This is a genomic window from Pseudoalteromonas sp. UBA6610, assembly GCF_002433295.1.
Lineage (GTDB): Bacteria > Pseudomonadota > Gammaproteobacteria > Enterobacterales > Alteromonadaceae > Pseudoalteromonas > Pseudoalteromonas atlantica.
This window is the reverse complement of record NZ_DJHW01000055.1, coordinates 15,986-30,596: the sequence shown is the minus strand read 5'-3', so window position 1 is coordinate 30,596 and position 14,611 is coordinate 15,986. Positions and strand designations below refer to the sequence as shown.

Here is a 14,611-nt window from a genome sequence, read left to right as displayed (position 1 = left end):
GCAAATTTAGCTGCTATAGATTAAGCAATGATTCAATGAGGTGCATACTAATTGCATTTAACTATTTTGATAATTGCAATTTAAGTGGAATAACTTTCTTCAATATATTGATAATTAAACAGTGCTTGAGCGCACGCTAACGTGTGTTGTTAATCGCTTATATTGCTGCTTAAAAAGCTGCCAACCCACAATACCCGACAAGGTATTACCGCATGCCATACCGATAAATAACCCTGTTAAACCGTAAAAATACGAGCCTAACCAAAGTAGTGGTAAGTAACACAAAAATAGCCGCAATATGGAGATAAATAAGGCCGTGGTCGCAAAGCCCAGCGCGTTACATACCGATACCGTGATCATACATACACCCAAAGCCGCGTAGCTCAGGGGCACAAATGCAAAGTAATCTGTTAGGTTAGCTACTATTTCACTATTATTGCTAAGCGCATTTGCAAGCGGGTTAGCCACACCTAGCATAATAACCGCTAATAAAATTTGTATGCCAATTACAAAACCGCACGCAAGTTTTACTACGCTTAATATTTGCCTAAGCTCGCCCCGCCCTTTTAAATTTCCAACAATGGGGGGCAGCGCCATGGTAAGCGCTAAAATTAAAATAATCGCAATATATTCAATACGGTTTGCAAGCCCCCAAGCTGCTACAGCGAACCCACCATACGCGGCAATCAGTGCAGTTACTATCATGGCTGAAATAGGCGGAATAAACTGTGAAAGTAAAGCCGGTGCCATCATTTTTGCAATGGCTTTTATTGCCTGCTCGGTGCGGTTTTTTAAAACATCAAAGGTTACAAGTTCTCGTTTAATAAGCGTGTAAAACACCACTGCTAAGCCTATTGCAAAAGCAACACAGCTTGCCCATGCAGCACCCGCTAAACCCATATCAAAGGTAAACATAAACAATGGATCGAGCGCTATATTTAACACACTGGTTAGCACCATAATTCGCCCAGGCAATAAGGTTTCGTTATGGGCACGGCAAATACTGTAACCAAAATAAAGCAGCGCTCCAAGCCAGCAGCTTATTAACCAAGGCAACCAGTAAAGCTCGGTTAAATTAAATAACGAAGGCGTTGCACCCAGCGCTAAAATTATAGGCTGCTGAAAAAGCCACAATGCCAAGCACAATAGCGTTACTATTACGGTGCCAATAAGTACGATTAAACTACCTAAGTAGCGTGCATAGTTAACTTTATTTTCCCCAAGTGCAGTAGAAATGGTCGCAGTTGCCGCAATACCTAAGCCTACTTGTACTCCCACAATTACCTGGAAAATAGCAATACTAAAGGCAACTACAGCGAGCGGCTCAGCGCCTAGCTTAGCAATAAAAATACTATCAACCAGCTGGCTTCCCATAATAGAAAACAAGCCAACCAACATAGGCCAAGTTTGCTTAAATAAATACTTTAAAAGTAATGATGTATTACGGCTCATAAGGCAGGCTCACTCTAAACTTAAAAATTTAAACGAGAAAAATACCGAAAAAAAAGGCGCTTATAGTAAGCGCCACAGGAAAAGTCACAATGAATAAGCTGCTAGTATATTTACACAACTAAGTATTGATAATATAGTTGTTTAAATAATCAGTTTATTGAAAAATTTGATAATGAACATTGCCCATTTAAATCTGTTTGTCAGAATCGCAACAACACACAATATTAGCTTAGCTGGCAAGGAGTTAGGTTTGTCGGCTGCGGTTTCTAGTGCCCAAATGAATAAGCTTGAAGAAACGCTCGGCGTTAAACTTATTCATCGTACAACCCGAAAAGTATCGCTAACCGAAGAGGGCCAAGCTTTTTTACCCCACGCCGAGGAAGTGCTTGCCAATGTTGAAATGGCACGCGCCTCGGTAGGTATTGGCAGTGTAACTCCACAAGGAAAATTGCGCATTACCGCCCCTGCTTCGTTCGGGCGTATGCATATTATTCCTGCATTGGCTGGATTTATTGAGCAATACCCCGACCTGACAATTGATTTACGCTTAAGCGATAGCATTATTGATATGGTCGGCGGCGGTTTTGATATAGCAATACGCGACGCCGCCCTTAACGACTCAACCCTTATAGCCCGAAAGGTTGCCCGCGATAAACGCTTAATTTGCGCATCGCCTAATTACCTTGCAAAACACGGCACCCCAACAACACCACAAGATTTAAAAAATCATACCTGTGTTAATTTACATGGTTTAACTACGTGGTCGTTTATTACACCCGAGGGCACACAAAACATTAAAACCAATAACGTATTACAAGCTGATAACGGTGAAGCGGTGCGCGATGCGTGCGTGCAAGGCTTAGGTATTACGTTAATGTCGAGCTGGTGTGCCTATAAAAAACTACAAAGTGGTGAGCTGGTACAAATTTTACAAGACTACCCACTTGCATCCGACACCGCTATTTGGAGTGTTTACCCAAGTTCGCGTTTATTAGCGCCAAAAGTAAGGGCCTTTATAGACTACTTTAGCGGCTACTTTGGTGACGAACCCTACTGGGAAAAAATATAATTATTTAACTGTAAAATATAAAAGCACAAACCTAGGTTTGTGCTTTTTGCGCTTTAAATATATGGAGCTTTATTGGTAAACCTTGGGCAAGTAAAAACAGCAGTTGCTAACTTGTACTTTTATACTTCGTATTTAATCGTGTAAGTTTATTAAATAACTTAATAACAACTCCCAATAATGTTAATTAAAAGCTAGCCATGCATCTCAAACATATCAATAACTCTTTTAAAACTTTCATTTTATTTGCACAATTTATTGCCATACTAAAACCTTCGTATATAAATCGTTTTGGGGTAAGTATGAGAACAATTAAACGAAGTCGTTTAAAAGCGCCTAGCGTTAACACTACAAAAACTAAGCTCGCATTTTGCCTGCTTAGTGCCACGGTACTTTTAACTGCATGTGGCGAGCAGATAAAAAGCGAAAGTACACCTGCCTCCCCAGAAGCTAAAAGCGCTAAAAACACACTTATTAATACCGATGATTTTAATATTAAAGCCATGGTAAAGCTGCCACAAACTGTTGAGTGTACGCTTGAAAACGGCTTACAAACCCAGTGTGCCCAGGTTGTTTTAAAATATCAGCCCGACAACATTGAAGTCGGCCCTTTTTGCCCAGAAACACTCGACGACGTAGGTGGAATTTGGGATTGGGATGGCACCGATGCGGGGCTATATAGGTTAGATAAAGCATTTTTAACCATGCTTAACGAGCAAGGTTTTACCTTTTACGATGAAGACGGCAAAGTGCATATTGTTGATAACGCGACCATTCGCCCAACCGTTGAACATGCATGTATTAATGTATCGGTAGATGAAAGCGTAGAAATTACCGCCCTTTTACCACTGCACCCTGTTATGTCTGAGCAATCAACAGCGTTGGGCACTGTATCTAAAGTGGGTATAGCGCTTGCGGGTGTGCCTATTTTTTCGGATGCGCCAAGTGTGCAACATACAGGGCATTTACCCGCGCTTGATACCTGCGCAGGTCATATTGATCCGGGCGGTTGGTACCACTACCACGGCACCGCTAGTGATATAGACAGCGTATATAAACACGAACATGTAAACGCCAACTGTAATAATTTAACGCAAAAGCCAAGCGCCCTATTTGGTTATGGCTTTGATGGCTACCCAATTTACGGAAGCCAAGAAATTGATGGTACATCCCCAACCGAGCTTGATAGCTGTAATGGCCACACAGGCCCCGTGGGTGAAAGCGGCATAGTTACTTACCACTACCATGCAAGTAATACATTCCCTAACTTACCTAAGTGCTTAAAAGGCGTGGTTGCACAAAACAACTTTACGACCACAGCACAAGCGGGTGTAGGGGCTAAGCCACCTGAAGGCACTAAATTAACTCGCCATGAACCACCTGGCGGTGGCGGTCCAAAGGCGGGTGGCCCTAACGGCGGCATGTTGCCACCGGGGTTTGCTGAGGCAGCTAACAAACTAGGCGTTAGCGAAAAAGTGCTTATGCAAGCAATGCAAAAAGCCGGCGGCCCTAATGCCGATTTAACGGTTGTAGCAAAGGCACTTAACGTAACACCGGAGCAACTAAAAGCAGCCCTACCCGAAAAACCTAAACGCTAATTAACCTGAACTCTGGTTAGAGATTTACTAACATATTGAACCATAATGATATTTAAGTTTATTTTCTCTAGCCAGAGATTTTCAGTGAAAATAAGGTAAATTTACGCGTCAATAGCTTGCCTATTGCAAGTAATTTAAACGCGGTTAGCACTGAAAATAGCTGCTCGAGATAGATTTATTATCCAATAATTCAGGCTAATTATAAATTACGGCTAGTGTTAAAAGCACTTGCTGTAACAATTAGTTACGCAACTTATAGCCTATAAAAGTTCCTAAAATCGTCAAAAATGTGAGAAAACGTTGGCTTGTGTCAAGAACAGTAAACGTTAGTAAAAAGCTGTAAACACGCCCCTGTTATCGGTTACATGTCAGTTACCATTCAGTTTAAAGCGCTAGTATTGAACCCAGTTATGTAACAACATACACGAGGCACTAGTATGAAACTGACTCAATTACTCCCTGCTCTACTTGCCATAAGTGCAGTATCTGGCGCTGCATATGCAGCACCCAATGAGCGAGAAAACGCAAAAAGTTTTAATAATGAGCGCGCAAAACGCATCGAATACAAACGAGATGAGCGCCGCGATGACAAAAAACAGCGTATAGAATATAAAAAAAACGACCGTAAAGAGCGCAAACAAGCCAAACGCGAGCACCGCAAAGAGCAAAAGCGCAAAGTTGCCCATTACAAACAGCAGCAACGCACTCGTAATTATTTTAAACATAATCGCCACAACGTAGTGACCTACCGGCCTGGGCATTATTTTAATCATTTACCGCGCAATAGTGCTTCAATCAGATTTAATGGCATTACGTTTACATTTAGTGATGGTATTTACTACAGAAAAGCAAAAAGAGGCTACCACGTAGTTAAGCCACCAAGAGGCTTAAGAATACGCTCACTACCAAGGCATTATTCACACTTTAAACGCCATAATACCACTTACTATACCTACCAAAATGTATATTACGTGGCAGATAATAATGGTTATAGAGTAGTTGATGAGCCTAAAATAGTGGTTAATCAGGCTATTAAGGTAGGCAGTGCTAAAAATTATGATTTAGGGCAAACCTACGACACCCTCCCTATTTCAGCAGAGGCTGTCACGATTAACGATCAACAATATTTTAAGTACCAAGATATTTATTTTTTACCGCAAATAAACGGTGACGAAATAAAATATTTAGCGATAAATTTAGGGTAAACAATTTAGCTCAAACGCAGGGCAAGCTGCTTTATGCATCTTGCTCTTTTGACATTAAGTCGGCCATTCTTTGGTTAATTTCTTGCTCACTTAAATCTTCTTTATGGGTGCCTATGGTCCAAATATGCCCGAATGGGTCTTGTAGGGTGCCGGCTCTATCACCATAAAACTGGTCGTGCACTGGGCGTACTTCTATAGCGCCAAGTTCAATTGCCTTTTTAAATACGCTGTCTACATCCTCTACGTAAAGCATTAAACTAACCGGTGTGCCACCAAGTGCATTGGGGCTTTTAAATGACTCATCCGGGCATGAGTCCGAAATCATAATATGCGAGTCGCCAATTATAATTTCAGCATGGGCTATACCGCCCTCTGGCAGCGGCATTTGCATTACTAACTGCGCATTAAATGCATCACGATAAAAACAAATAGCTTGCTGAGCACCTTCTATAATTAAGTACGGTGTTACCGAACTAAACCCTTTGGGAATTGCTGAAACAGTCATAACGCTCTCCATTATTTTTTATGGGTGTATGCATTTAGCCTATAGGTTAAAAACACTTCTTTCAACGTGTTAACTCATTTAAGTTACTATAAATAAATTAGCCAATTTGTGGTCAATAACTATACTAGCTGTAATATATATCTTACTTTTACTTGCTTAGGACTTTTATAATGTTAGCTAAAATTAGCCTAGCCGCTAAAAAGTATAAAGTTCTGAAGTATTTAGTTTTAAGCTGGTGTGCTTTATTTGCCCACCAAAGCGTGGCTAAAGTTGTGATTGCCATTGTAGGTAAAACAAAAAACGACTCCTTTTATCAGCAAGCCTTTAAAGGCTGCTTGCACTTTAGTAGTGAGCACCCAGAAATAGAATGCAAGTACGATGGACCAAAAGACTTTCAAGACATTCGTAGCCAATCTATGGTCATTAATAGGTTAGTTGATCAAAAAATAGATGGGTTAATTGTAGCAACAACCGATTCTCAGCATTTGGTCACTCGTTCATTAATGGCGCTTAAAAGTAAAAACATTCCTGTTATAACGTTTGATTCTGATCTGCTTGAAAAACACCAACAGTACCGCCTAGCCTACGTTGGCAGTAACAACTTCGACTTTGGCGTTGCCTTAGGCGAGCAAGTAAAAAAACTGACCAACAAAGCAAATAATACGCTTTGCATGCAGTCGGGGCACCATACAACCCCTAATTTAAACAAGCGTATTGCTGGGGTTAGGTACGCGCTGTCTGATCAAGCGACAGCGCACCTATCAGGTAAAAACGGCTGGCGCGAACATAGTCGCTGCCCCTTATTTAGTTTAGGTAAGCGCGAAGAGTCACTAAAGCAGTTAATGCATTTATTAAAAATGGACAACCCACCCATTTTTTTAGCTGTGGCGGGGTTTGCACAATTTAACCCTCATTACGTAAATGCCTTAGCGCCTTTTAAGCAACGTATTGCCGATAAAGACATTATTATTGTTTCTGCCGATACAGAAGAAATACAGCTCAATGTGTTAAGCAGGGGCCTCTCTTCGGCTAACATAGGGCAAAACCCTTTTGAAATGGGCCGCTTGAGCACCAAGCTAATGCACGACTACATTTTATATAATAAAAAGCCTGCGCAATCTCACTACTACACCGACTTTCATTACTGTACACAAAGTAACGCCTCACAGTGCACTGTTAATCATTAAAATTTTACCCCATTAACTGGGGGTATGCCCTTTTAAGTACGATGCAGCGCACTTTAGCCAGCGTATTATTGCTCTAAGTTTAAGCGTTGGTGCCACGCTGCAATGCTTTCATCGGGGTATTCATCAAACTGTTTATCATTCTTTTGGATATGCGGGGTAACCCAATTAGCCTTACTGGCAAGCATTAAGTGGGTGCGCTCTGGCGGTATGGGTAATTCGCTGTCTATTGCCCCAGCAAAGGGATGAACTTGCTCAGGCCATCGCGAATCATATAACCACAAGTTACTGCTGCAGTGCTTACAAAAATGGCGCTCAGCGGGGCTGGTTTTATCACCCACTTTGGCATGATAAACAGTAATATGTTCACGCCCTGTAACCTCAAGCGTGCTGTATTGTGCGCTCAAATTTATAACAAACCCGCCACTGCCGGCCGTTTTACGACAAATAGAGCAGTAACATAAGTTATAAGGATAAGGGTGTTTAGAGCTCACACTAAACGTTACTTTGCCACAGTGACAAGCGCCTTTAAGCTTCATAATAAATCCAATTAGTTACTGTTTAGAGTTAATACCATAACCAGTTAGCCATAAAAAAACCACACCCTTTACTGGGTGTGGTTTTTATTTGCTAAAGCGTTTTGTTCTAACGCTGCCAAAATCTTAAATTGCGCAATGTTTCAATAAATTTATCTGCAGAGTGCATGTTTAAATCTATCCAACCATCGTCGGCTTTACCATCAAGCCCTGCGGCTTCAAATAATGCCATGGCATCTTTTGTGTAGCCTATGTATTTCATGTGCGCGAACGCATCGCTCACAAAGTCTTTTGCCTCAGGAATACCAGCAAGCTTCTTAGCGCCCTCTTGCGTTGCAAGTACCATCACCGCATCGTAAAGCACCGAAGGGCCGCCATTAATTACTTGATCCGCTGCTACATGCTTACCTTTACTACAACATGCACCCCCTACTTGTGCGGCAACAATTTCGTAGTTAGCACCTTCAGCGTCTAAGGCATTTGTAACCGAATTAAAAATATCAGCATCAAAGCCATCGCTCACTAAAATACCTAACTTACGACCTTTAAAGGTATCTGGCGCATTTTTTAAAATACTTAGCGCATCCGATACAGGTAAATCGTTACGCGTTGGCATAGCAGCTTCAGCCGGCTCTGGCATATCTTGCAGGCGCAGGCCTTTTGCAACTTCTTGCGCTAATGTGTTATCTACATTTAATAAGTGCGAAACCACACGCTCGCGAATCGGCACGTGCTCTACTTTTGAAAGCTCAAATACAAACGCATATTGAATGTGCGCTTGCTCTACTTCTGTTTGGCTTAAGTAAAATTGGCGCGCTTGGCTGTAGTGATCGCTAAATGTTTCTGAGCGATAACGCAGCTTATCTCCACCGCTTACTTCTGGCTCGCTTGAGCTTTTAAAGCCATGCACTGGGCATTCACGGGGGTTATGCTCATCGCCGCTCCACGAGTTTGGCTCGTAGTTAGCACGCCCTTTAGGGTTATGCATTGCCATGTGGCCATCTTGTTGAAAATGACGCATTGGGCATTTAGGCGCATTAACCGGAATATGCGTAAAGTTAGGACCGCCTAAGCGTTTGGTTTGAGTATCTAAATACGAAAAGTTACGCCCTTGCAGTAATGGGTCGGGTGTAAAATCAAGCCCAGGTACAATGTTCTGAGTACAAAAAGCAACTTGCTCTGTTTCTGCAAAAAAGTTATCAACTACACGGTCAAGCACCATGCGGCCCACAATTTTTAAGGGTACTTGCTCTTCAGGTATAAGCTTGGTGGCATCAAAAACATCAAATTCAAATTCATCAGCAAATTGCTGATCAAACACTTGTACACCTAGCTCCCACTCTGGGAAGTCGCCTTTACCAATAGATTCCCACATGTCTCTGCGATGAAAATCAGGGTCTGCACCATTAAGTTTAAGTGCTTCGTTCCACACTACTGACTGCATACCGGCTTTTGGTTTCCAATGAAACTTAACAAATTTTTCATCGCCATTTGCATTAATAAATTTAAAGGTATGAACACCAAAGCCTTCCATAAAGCGTAAAGAGCGCGGTATGGCTCTATCTGACATGGCCCACATAATCATATGAATTGACTCAGGCGATAAGCTCACAAAGTCCCAAAAGTTATCGTGCGCGGTTTGCGCTTGTGGAAAACCACGGTCTGGTTCAGCCTTAGCTGAGTGAATTAAATCAGGAAACTTCATCGCATCCTGAATAAAAAATACAGGTATGTTGTTACCCACTAAATCCCAGTTTCCTTCTTGGGTGTAAAATTTAACAGCAAACCCGCGAACATCACGTGCTAAATCGGGAGACCCTTTATTCCCTGCCACAGTTGAGAACCGTGCAAATACCGGTGTTTTTTCACCTTTGCGCTGAAAAATATCAGCACAGGTTAAATCTTCAAGCGTGTCGTAGGTTTCAAAATAACCATGAGCACCGTAGCCTCTGGCATGTACCACACGCTCTGGAATGCGTTCGTGATCAAAGTGAAACAGCTTTTCGCGCATTACATGATCTTCTAATAAACCTGGGCCGCGCTTGCCTGCACGTAATGAGTTTTGATCGTCGCTAACAGGGCACCCTTGCGCGGTGGTCATCGTTGGGTATTCATCAGAAGCCTTTTGATGTAATTCGCCACCATGCCCTTTATTGCCTGAGTATTTAAATGATTCAGCCATGTTTAGTCCTTCATACAATTTGATTTAATGGGTCGATAGTTTTTATGAGCTTTAAAACTAAAAGCGACTATGCAAATGCAAAATAAAGACCAGCCATCCAACCTAGTAAAAAAAGGGCTGTACAGACAAAAAAGTAGTATTTGAGGTAATTTATAAAAGAAAAAATTACACAGGCGTGTAACTTTTTCAGACAAAAAAAGAGCACTTAAAAAGTGCTCTTAGGTTTAAGCCTTAATCTTTATTCTCGTTAACTAAAATAACTTTACGATGTGGGAATGGAATTTCGATATTGTTTTCATCAAGGGCTTTTTTAATCAGCTCTGGCACCGTGTATAAAATTTCGAAGTAGTGCTCGCCTTTACAAAAAGGTCTTACTAAAAAGTCTACCGAGCTGTTGTTTAGTGTTTCTACTTCAACAAAAGGAGCTGGGTCTTTTAGTATGTGTGGATGAGCCTCGAGCACGCTATCAATAACTTTGCGAACAGCGTCGGTGTTTTCATCGTATGCCACACCAAAGTGCATATCTACGCCGCGAATAGGATGATGCGAGTGATTAATAATTTGCGCTCCCCAAATTTGGCTATTTGGGATAATAACTTGCTGATTATCGAACGTTTGCAAAATAGTTGTAAACATATCAACCTCGGTAACTTTACCAAAGCGCCCTGCGGCTTCAATAAAGTCGTTTACTTTGTAAGGTCTAAATATAAGTAACATTACACCTGCAGCTAAGTTAGACATAGCACCTTGCAGCGCTAACCCAATAGCTAAACCTGCCGCACCTAATAGCGCAATTATTGAAGCTGTTTGCACACCAAAGCGGTTTAACACGGCAATAAATACAAACGCTAAAATAACATAGCGCGCCATACTGCCTAAAAAGCGAAACAGCGTGTCATCAAAGTGAGTGTATTTATGGCATAAACTAATAATCATATTACGCACTTTACCCGCAAGCCATAAGCCTATTAGTAATATAACAATTGCCATTAGAATATTTGTTGCCCACATTACTGCTGCCGGCAAATACTGATTTACATCAATATTATTTATTATCTCGTCCATTTTATTGTCCCTGTTAGACTGGTTGTAAATACAAAAGCACATTAAAGACTTTATATTAACTTTTTATTAACTTGCCTACGAGTTTTATATTGTAATTTTATATAAAGCAGCTCTATTACGTTTTAAATTTAAATAATCCTTTAATACAAATTACCTCTGGTTTTAAAAAGTAAATTTACCGATAATTGCACCTGTAAATCTCGTGTAGCAGTTAGGTTACTGCTCGCTAAATATTAAAAAGGACTATTATGAAAAAACATTCCCTTCTACTTATGGCCTCCGCACTCACCTTCTTTGTAGGCTGCACAACAACTGTCCCAGTTAAAAATTTTGAGGACCATCCAATTCCAAAAATTTCTTCAACGAATAGCGATCTTCAACAGATCGAAAAAGGGATAGTTAAAGCCTGTATAAAACTAGGGTGGGAGTGTACACCTGCATCTGCAGGAGTAATTAATGGTGTTTTGAACATTAGAACTCACCAACTAACAGTTGCAATTAACTTCGATGAAACTGCTTATAGTGTTAGTTACGTTAGCTCTAAAAACCTTAATTACAATGGCAAAAAAATTCACCGTCAGTACGTAAATTGGGTCACAAACTTAATACGTCACATCGACGCTGAAATGATCTAACTTATTATTGTTTACGGTTGTAGCCTACCTACTTGGGCTACAATAATTCTTTAATTTAGGCATGACACAAAATAAACCGACTACTTAGTGAACAATTCAAGATTTTCATTCGTATAGTTTTACCTATAAACAAAAAAATTAAGTTATTGATACCCAATAATTAAAAATTTCTCTTTAATTATTCAATCTCTAATTTTACTCAGCCCTTACATTTGTAAATAAAGCCAATGTGTTCTAAACCTTTAAGAGACACCTTGTTAAGGAGCGTTGTTATGCCAACAACAAATACGATTAATAAACACTCTGAATTTGCCCGCTGCATTGAATGCAATAAGGTAAACACATTTGCGGCTTTTCACTGGCTAGCACTGGCATTTAAAGACATGACCCGTGCGCCCATATTGAGCCTTATTTACGGGGTAATATTTACCCTTATTCCTGTTGCTATTGTTTACTGGGCAATGTTTACAGGTACATATTTAGTAATACTGCCTGCAACCGTGGCGTTTGCATTAATAGGCCCAGCCTTTGCGGCAGGCCTTTACGATGTAGCATGGGAGCTTGAAAAAGGTCATAAACCCACACTTAGCCACTCTATAAAGTCGATGTTTAGAAACCCAGTAGGCGAATGGGGCTTTGCAATAATGCTAATGGTTATCATGATTGCTTGGATGCGTTTAGCCGCGCTTGTGCATGCTTTATATCCTAGCCACGCCAATCCCACCTTTGAAGAGTTATCGGCGTTTTTAACGTTAGGCAGCATAATAGGAGGGGTATTACTGGTGACTGTATTTTCGCTTTCTGCTTTTGCTCCACAAATAATGATGGAGCGCCGAGTAGATATTATGACCGCTGTAATAAGCTCTATGAACGCTGTAAAAACTAACTTTGCCGCTATGGTGGTATGGTCAATTTGTATATTTTTATTGGTAGCTGTTGGTTTTGCTACCGGCGCCACGGGCTTTATTGTAATTATGCCTTTGCTTAGTTACGCCAGTTGGCATGCTTATATTGCAGTTATTAAAACCAAAAAACCTCGTGGTTACGAGTAGCAACCAACCATTTAAAGTTCCAACCACACTGACTAAAAATAGCGCCAAAAGGCGCTATTTTTTTATCAACCTAGCAAAGCAAGCTTTGCTTAAAATACCCAAATAGCATGTAAAAAGGGCTGATTTTCTATTTTATTAGTCCCTAACTTGTTGTACCAATAGCGCCACTCTACCCCTACCATTAACTGCTGCGGGTTTAAATTAAAGTTTTGCCCTACATCCCAATGCACAGCGGGTTGAGCAAGCAGCCACTCATTAACTTTATTGCCTAGTTCGTCATCACGCCCAGAAATATATTCTACGTGGCCGGTAAAATAAAATGCTTGGCTAGCTAGTGTAAAAGGTGCACCCCATGCAAGGTCTATAAAAATGCTGTTGTCTTGCTTGGCTAGCTGATCTTTTTGCACACCGCCGTTGGCATCAATGTAACCTGCAAAAGTGGTTGTTAAAAAATCAAAGCCTGGGGCATCCCAGCTGAGCTTTATGCCTGGGGTATATTTCATTAACCCCTCTTCACCGGCGTTTATACCAAACACTAAACCTGTGTCTTTTATTGCACCATAACGCACAGAGGTATCAAAGGCTTTTGATAAGCTAAGTGTTGTGTACCACTCGCCATATATACCCGTATCTTGAAAACCATCACTAAGGCTGTCGTTTAAAAAGTCGATAAAAAAGTAGTTATCACCTAAGTCATGCTCTGAGGCATGCTCTATGGTGTAGGTGCGTGTAAATGACGACTCCCCGGTAAAGGGATTTAAGGCATCGCCAAAATTTGTGTGAAGCTGTGTGACGCTCCAATTTTCTGCTAGTGCTGAGTGAGACAAAAGCAGTATAGATGTTGTAAACAGTGTTTTTAAAAAATTCATGATTTATTTACATAACCCCAATTAAAATGCGGCGGGAGTATATCAGTGAGCATTCACCAACTAAAGAGATTAAATAAGCACAAAGGCTGATTTTTAAAATCTAAGCAGTAAAGCCTAGTAGCGCGGCTTTAAAAGAGCAGCGTTAGCCCTTTATAAAACACCTGAATTAATCATTACGCAGGTAATAAATAAGCGCCTTTATATTTTGTATACCCTTGCTTAGCTTATTTACTGGGTTTTATTTAGAGGTTGTAGCGCGTGTAATATTAAGGTGAGCTTTAAAGGCAATTTAATAACGGCGTGAATTGTAAGGCTAGGTACTTTAGGTAGATGTATTACACAGACTACGCCTCATTGAGCATAAACAAATTTCAACTCAATCGATAAACAGCCACAGCTTTTTTACTACTGTGCACAATTTACAAAAATAAGTGCATAAAATTCATATTCTACGTCTCTCCTTTTTTAACCCTACGTTCCCAAGTAAAAATAAAGCATTAAATATCAACAACTTAAATGAATAAACTTGGTAGGCATAGGCTTTGCTTCATGTATTGCAAGTTAAATGGTAGCAATGGCTACATACAACAAATTACACAACGGGAGACATTATGAGTAACTCACAACACCCAATTGAATTTACAGCCCCAGGTATGGATAACGAATCAGCAAAAAAAACAATTGAAACACTCGATAACCGACTCGTAGCGCTTTTAGACTTACAACTTACTTTAAAGCATATTCACTGGAATGTAGTAGGCCCAAGCTTTATTGGTGTGCATGAAATGTTAGACCCACAAGTCGATGCTATTCGCGAAATGACCGACACCATCGCAGAGCGTATTGCTACATTAGGCGGTACGCCACAAGGTACACCTAAGTCAATTGTAGATCGCCGCACATGGGAAGAATACTCATTAGGTAAAGCCTTTGTAGTAGAACATTTAGGTGCATTGGACAAAGTATACAGTGGCGTAAACGCCGACCACCGCAAAGCCATTGGCACGCTGTCTGAATTAGACCCAGTATCAGAGGATATGATCACCAGCCAGCTAGGTGACTTAGAGCAGTTTCAATGGTTTGTACGTGCACACATTGAATCCTCTGCAGGTAAACTAAATCATTAATTTATTACCCACTTTGCCATACAAGGAATGTTAATAAGAGTTAAAGGACTAATAAAGATACAAGGATACGTTACATAAGTAGGTACAGGATGAAGTGCAAACTACAAGGACCCGTTGCTTATTACATAAAGGATG

The 14,611-nt window shown here is 40.7% G+C and carries 13 protein-coding genes; 7 read left to right on the top strand and 6 right to left on the bottom strand.

Annotated features, from left to right (window positions below; genetic code table 11):
* Positions 1–114: 114 nt before the first annotated feature.
* Positions 115–1,452 (bottom strand): MATE family efflux transporter, encoded by a 1,338-nt coding sequence (locus B4F91_RS07150; RefSeq protein WP_286938828.1) that lies wholly within the window; start codon positions 1,450–1,452, stop codon positions 115–117.
* 172 nt (positions 1,453–1,624) lie between these two features.
* On the opposite strand from B4F91_RS07150, the gene B4F91_RS07145 reads away from it, so the two are divergent.
* The 3 genes from B4F91_RS07145 to B4F91_RS07135 all read left to right on the top strand — a co-directional run bounded on the left by B4F91_RS07145 (position 1,625) and on the right by B4F91_RS07135 (position 5,321).
* Positions 1,625–2,521 (top strand): LysR family transcriptional regulator, encoded by an 897-nt coding sequence (locus B4F91_RS07145; RefSeq protein ID WP_039972407.1) that lies wholly within the window; start codon positions 1,625–1,627, stop codon positions 2,519–2,521.
* A 299-nt stretch (positions 2,522–2,820) separates the two neighbouring features.
* On the top strand, positions 2,821–4,116 hold the full coding sequence (locus B4F91_RS07140) for a YHYH protein (RefSeq protein WP_286938826.1): 1,296 nt from the start codon (positions 2,821–2,823) through the stop codon (positions 4,114–4,116).
* Between the two features lie 437 nt (positions 4,117–4,553).
* Entirely contained in the window at positions 4,554–5,321 is a 768-nt protein-coding gene (locus B4F91_RS07135; RefSeq protein ID WP_121637922.1) for a DUF6515 family protein, read from the top strand.
* Positions 5,322–5,352: 31 nt separating this feature from the next.
* On the opposite strand, the gene B4F91_RS07130 is transcribed toward B4F91_RS07135, so the two are convergent.
* Positions 5,353–5,826 carry a VOC family protein gene (locus tag B4F91_RS07130; protein ID WP_286938824.1) on the bottom strand — a complete coding sequence of 158 codons (474 nt, stop codon included), beginning with the start codon at positions 5,824–5,826 and terminating at the stop codon, positions 5,353–5,355.
* A gap of 170 nt (positions 5,827–5,996) precedes the next feature.
* Here B4F91_RS07130 and B4F91_RS07125 point away from each other — a divergent pair, with 170 nt between their 5' ends.
* Positions 5,997–7,013 (top strand): substrate-binding domain-containing protein, encoded by a 1,017-nt coding sequence (locus tag B4F91_RS07125; protein WP_029772924.1) that lies wholly within the window; start codon positions 5,997–5,999, stop codon positions 7,011–7,013.
* Positions 7,014–7,078: 65 nt separating this feature from the next.
* On the opposite strand, the gene B4F91_RS07120 is transcribed toward B4F91_RS07125, so the two are convergent.
* From B4F91_RS07120 to B4F91_RS07110, 3 genes are all read right to left on the bottom strand, one after another.
* Positions 7,079–7,549: a GFA family protein gene (locus B4F91_RS07120; protein ID WP_286938822.1), complete on the bottom strand. Its 471-nt coding sequence runs from the start codon at positions 7,547–7,549 to the stop codon at positions 7,079–7,081.
* A gap of 106 nt (positions 7,550–7,655) precedes the next feature.
* Positions 7,656–9,728 (bottom strand): catalase, encoded by a 2,073-nt coding sequence (locus B4F91_RS07115; protein WP_286938821.1) that lies wholly within the window; start codon positions 9,726–9,728, stop codon positions 7,656–7,658.
* A 231-nt stretch (positions 9,729–9,959) separates the two neighbouring features.
* On the bottom strand, positions 9,960–10,793 hold the full coding sequence (locus B4F91_RS07110; protein ID WP_004589490.1) for a mechanosensitive ion channel family protein: 834 nt from the start codon (positions 10,791–10,793) through the stop codon (positions 9,960–9,962).
* A 248-nt stretch (positions 10,794–11,041) separates the two neighbouring features.
* Between B4F91_RS07110 and B4F91_RS07105 the strand changes: the two genes are divergently transcribed.
* Both B4F91_RS07105 and B4F91_RS07100 read left to right on the top strand, forming a co-directional pair.
* Positions 11,042–11,428 (top strand): hypothetical protein, encoded by a 387-nt coding sequence (locus tag B4F91_RS07105; RefSeq protein ID WP_286936426.1) that lies wholly within the window; start codon positions 11,042–11,044, stop codon positions 11,426–11,428.
* 272 nt (positions 11,429–11,700) lie between these two features.
* Positions 11,701–12,480, top strand: a complete 780-nt coding sequence (locus B4F91_RS07100; RefSeq protein ID WP_004589488.1) for a DUF2189 domain-containing protein — start codon at positions 11,701–11,703, stop codon at positions 12,478–12,480.
* Between the two features lie 89 nt (positions 12,481–12,569).
* Here B4F91_RS07100 and B4F91_RS07095 read toward each other — a convergent pair whose 3' ends face one another.
* Entirely contained in the window at positions 12,570–13,349 is a 780-nt protein-coding gene (locus B4F91_RS07095) for a nucleoside-binding protein (protein WP_055252763.1), read from the bottom strand.
* A 611-nt stretch (positions 13,350–13,960) separates the two neighbouring features.
* Between B4F91_RS07095 and dps the strand changes: the two genes are divergently transcribed.
* Positions 13,961–14,476, top strand: a complete 516-nt coding sequence (gene dps / locus B4F91_RS07090) for a DNA starvation/stationary phase protection protein Dps (protein WP_004587573.1) — start codon at positions 13,961–13,963, stop codon at positions 14,474–14,476.
* Positions 14,477–14,611: the final 135 nt, after the last annotated feature.

What these genes read in the sequence shown, in the direction of transcription:
- B4F91_RS07150 (WP_286938828.1), bottom strand. Translation starts at nt 1,452, where the DNA reads ATGAGCCGTAATACATCATTACTTTTAAAGTATTTATTTAAGCAAACT.
- B4F91_RS07145 (WP_039972407.1), top strand. Translation starts at nt 1,625, where the DNA reads ATGAACATTGCCCATTTAAATCTGTTTGTCAGAATCGCAACAACACAC.
- B4F91_RS07140 (WP_286938826.1), top strand. Translation starts at nt 2,821, where the DNA reads ATGAGAACAATTAAACGAAGTCGTTTAAAAGCGCCTAGCGTTAACACT.
- B4F91_RS07135 (WP_121637922.1), top strand. Translation starts at nt 4,554, where the DNA reads ATGAAACTGACTCAATTACTCCCTGCTCTACTTGCCATAAGTGCAGTA.
- B4F91_RS07130 (WP_286938824.1), bottom strand. Translation starts at nt 5,826, where the DNA reads ATGACTGTTTCAGCAATTCCCAAAGGGTTTAGTTCGGTAACACCGTAC.
- B4F91_RS07125 (WP_029772924.1), top strand. Translation starts at nt 5,997, where the DNA reads ATGTTAGCTAAAATTAGCCTAGCCGCTAAAAAGTATAAAGTTCTGAAG.
- B4F91_RS07120 (WP_286938822.1), bottom strand. Translation starts at nt 7,549, where the DNA reads ATGAAGCTTAAAGGCGCTTGTCACTGTGGCAAAGTAACGTTTAGTGTG.
- B4F91_RS07115 (WP_286938821.1), bottom strand. Translation starts at nt 9,728, where the DNA reads ATGGCTGAATCATTTAAATACTCAGGCAATAAAGGGCATGGTGGCGAA.
- B4F91_RS07110 (WP_004589490.1), bottom strand. Translation starts at nt 10,793, where the DNA reads ATGGACGAGATAATAAATAATATTGATGTAAATCAGTATTTGCCGGCA.
- B4F91_RS07105 (WP_286936426.1), top strand. Translation starts at nt 11,042, where the DNA reads ATGAAAAAACATTCCCTTCTACTTATGGCCTCCGCACTCACCTTCTTT.
- B4F91_RS07100 (WP_004589488.1), top strand. Translation starts at nt 11,701, where the DNA reads ATGCCAACAACAAATACGATTAATAAACACTCTGAATTTGCCCGCTGC.
- B4F91_RS07095 (WP_055252763.1), bottom strand. Translation starts at nt 13,349, where the DNA reads ATGAATTTTTTAAAAACACTGTTTACAACATCTATACTGCTTTTGTCT.
- dps (WP_004587573.1), top strand. Translation starts at nt 13,961, where the DNA reads ATGAGTAACTCACAACACCCAATTGAATTTACAGCCCCAGGTATGGAT.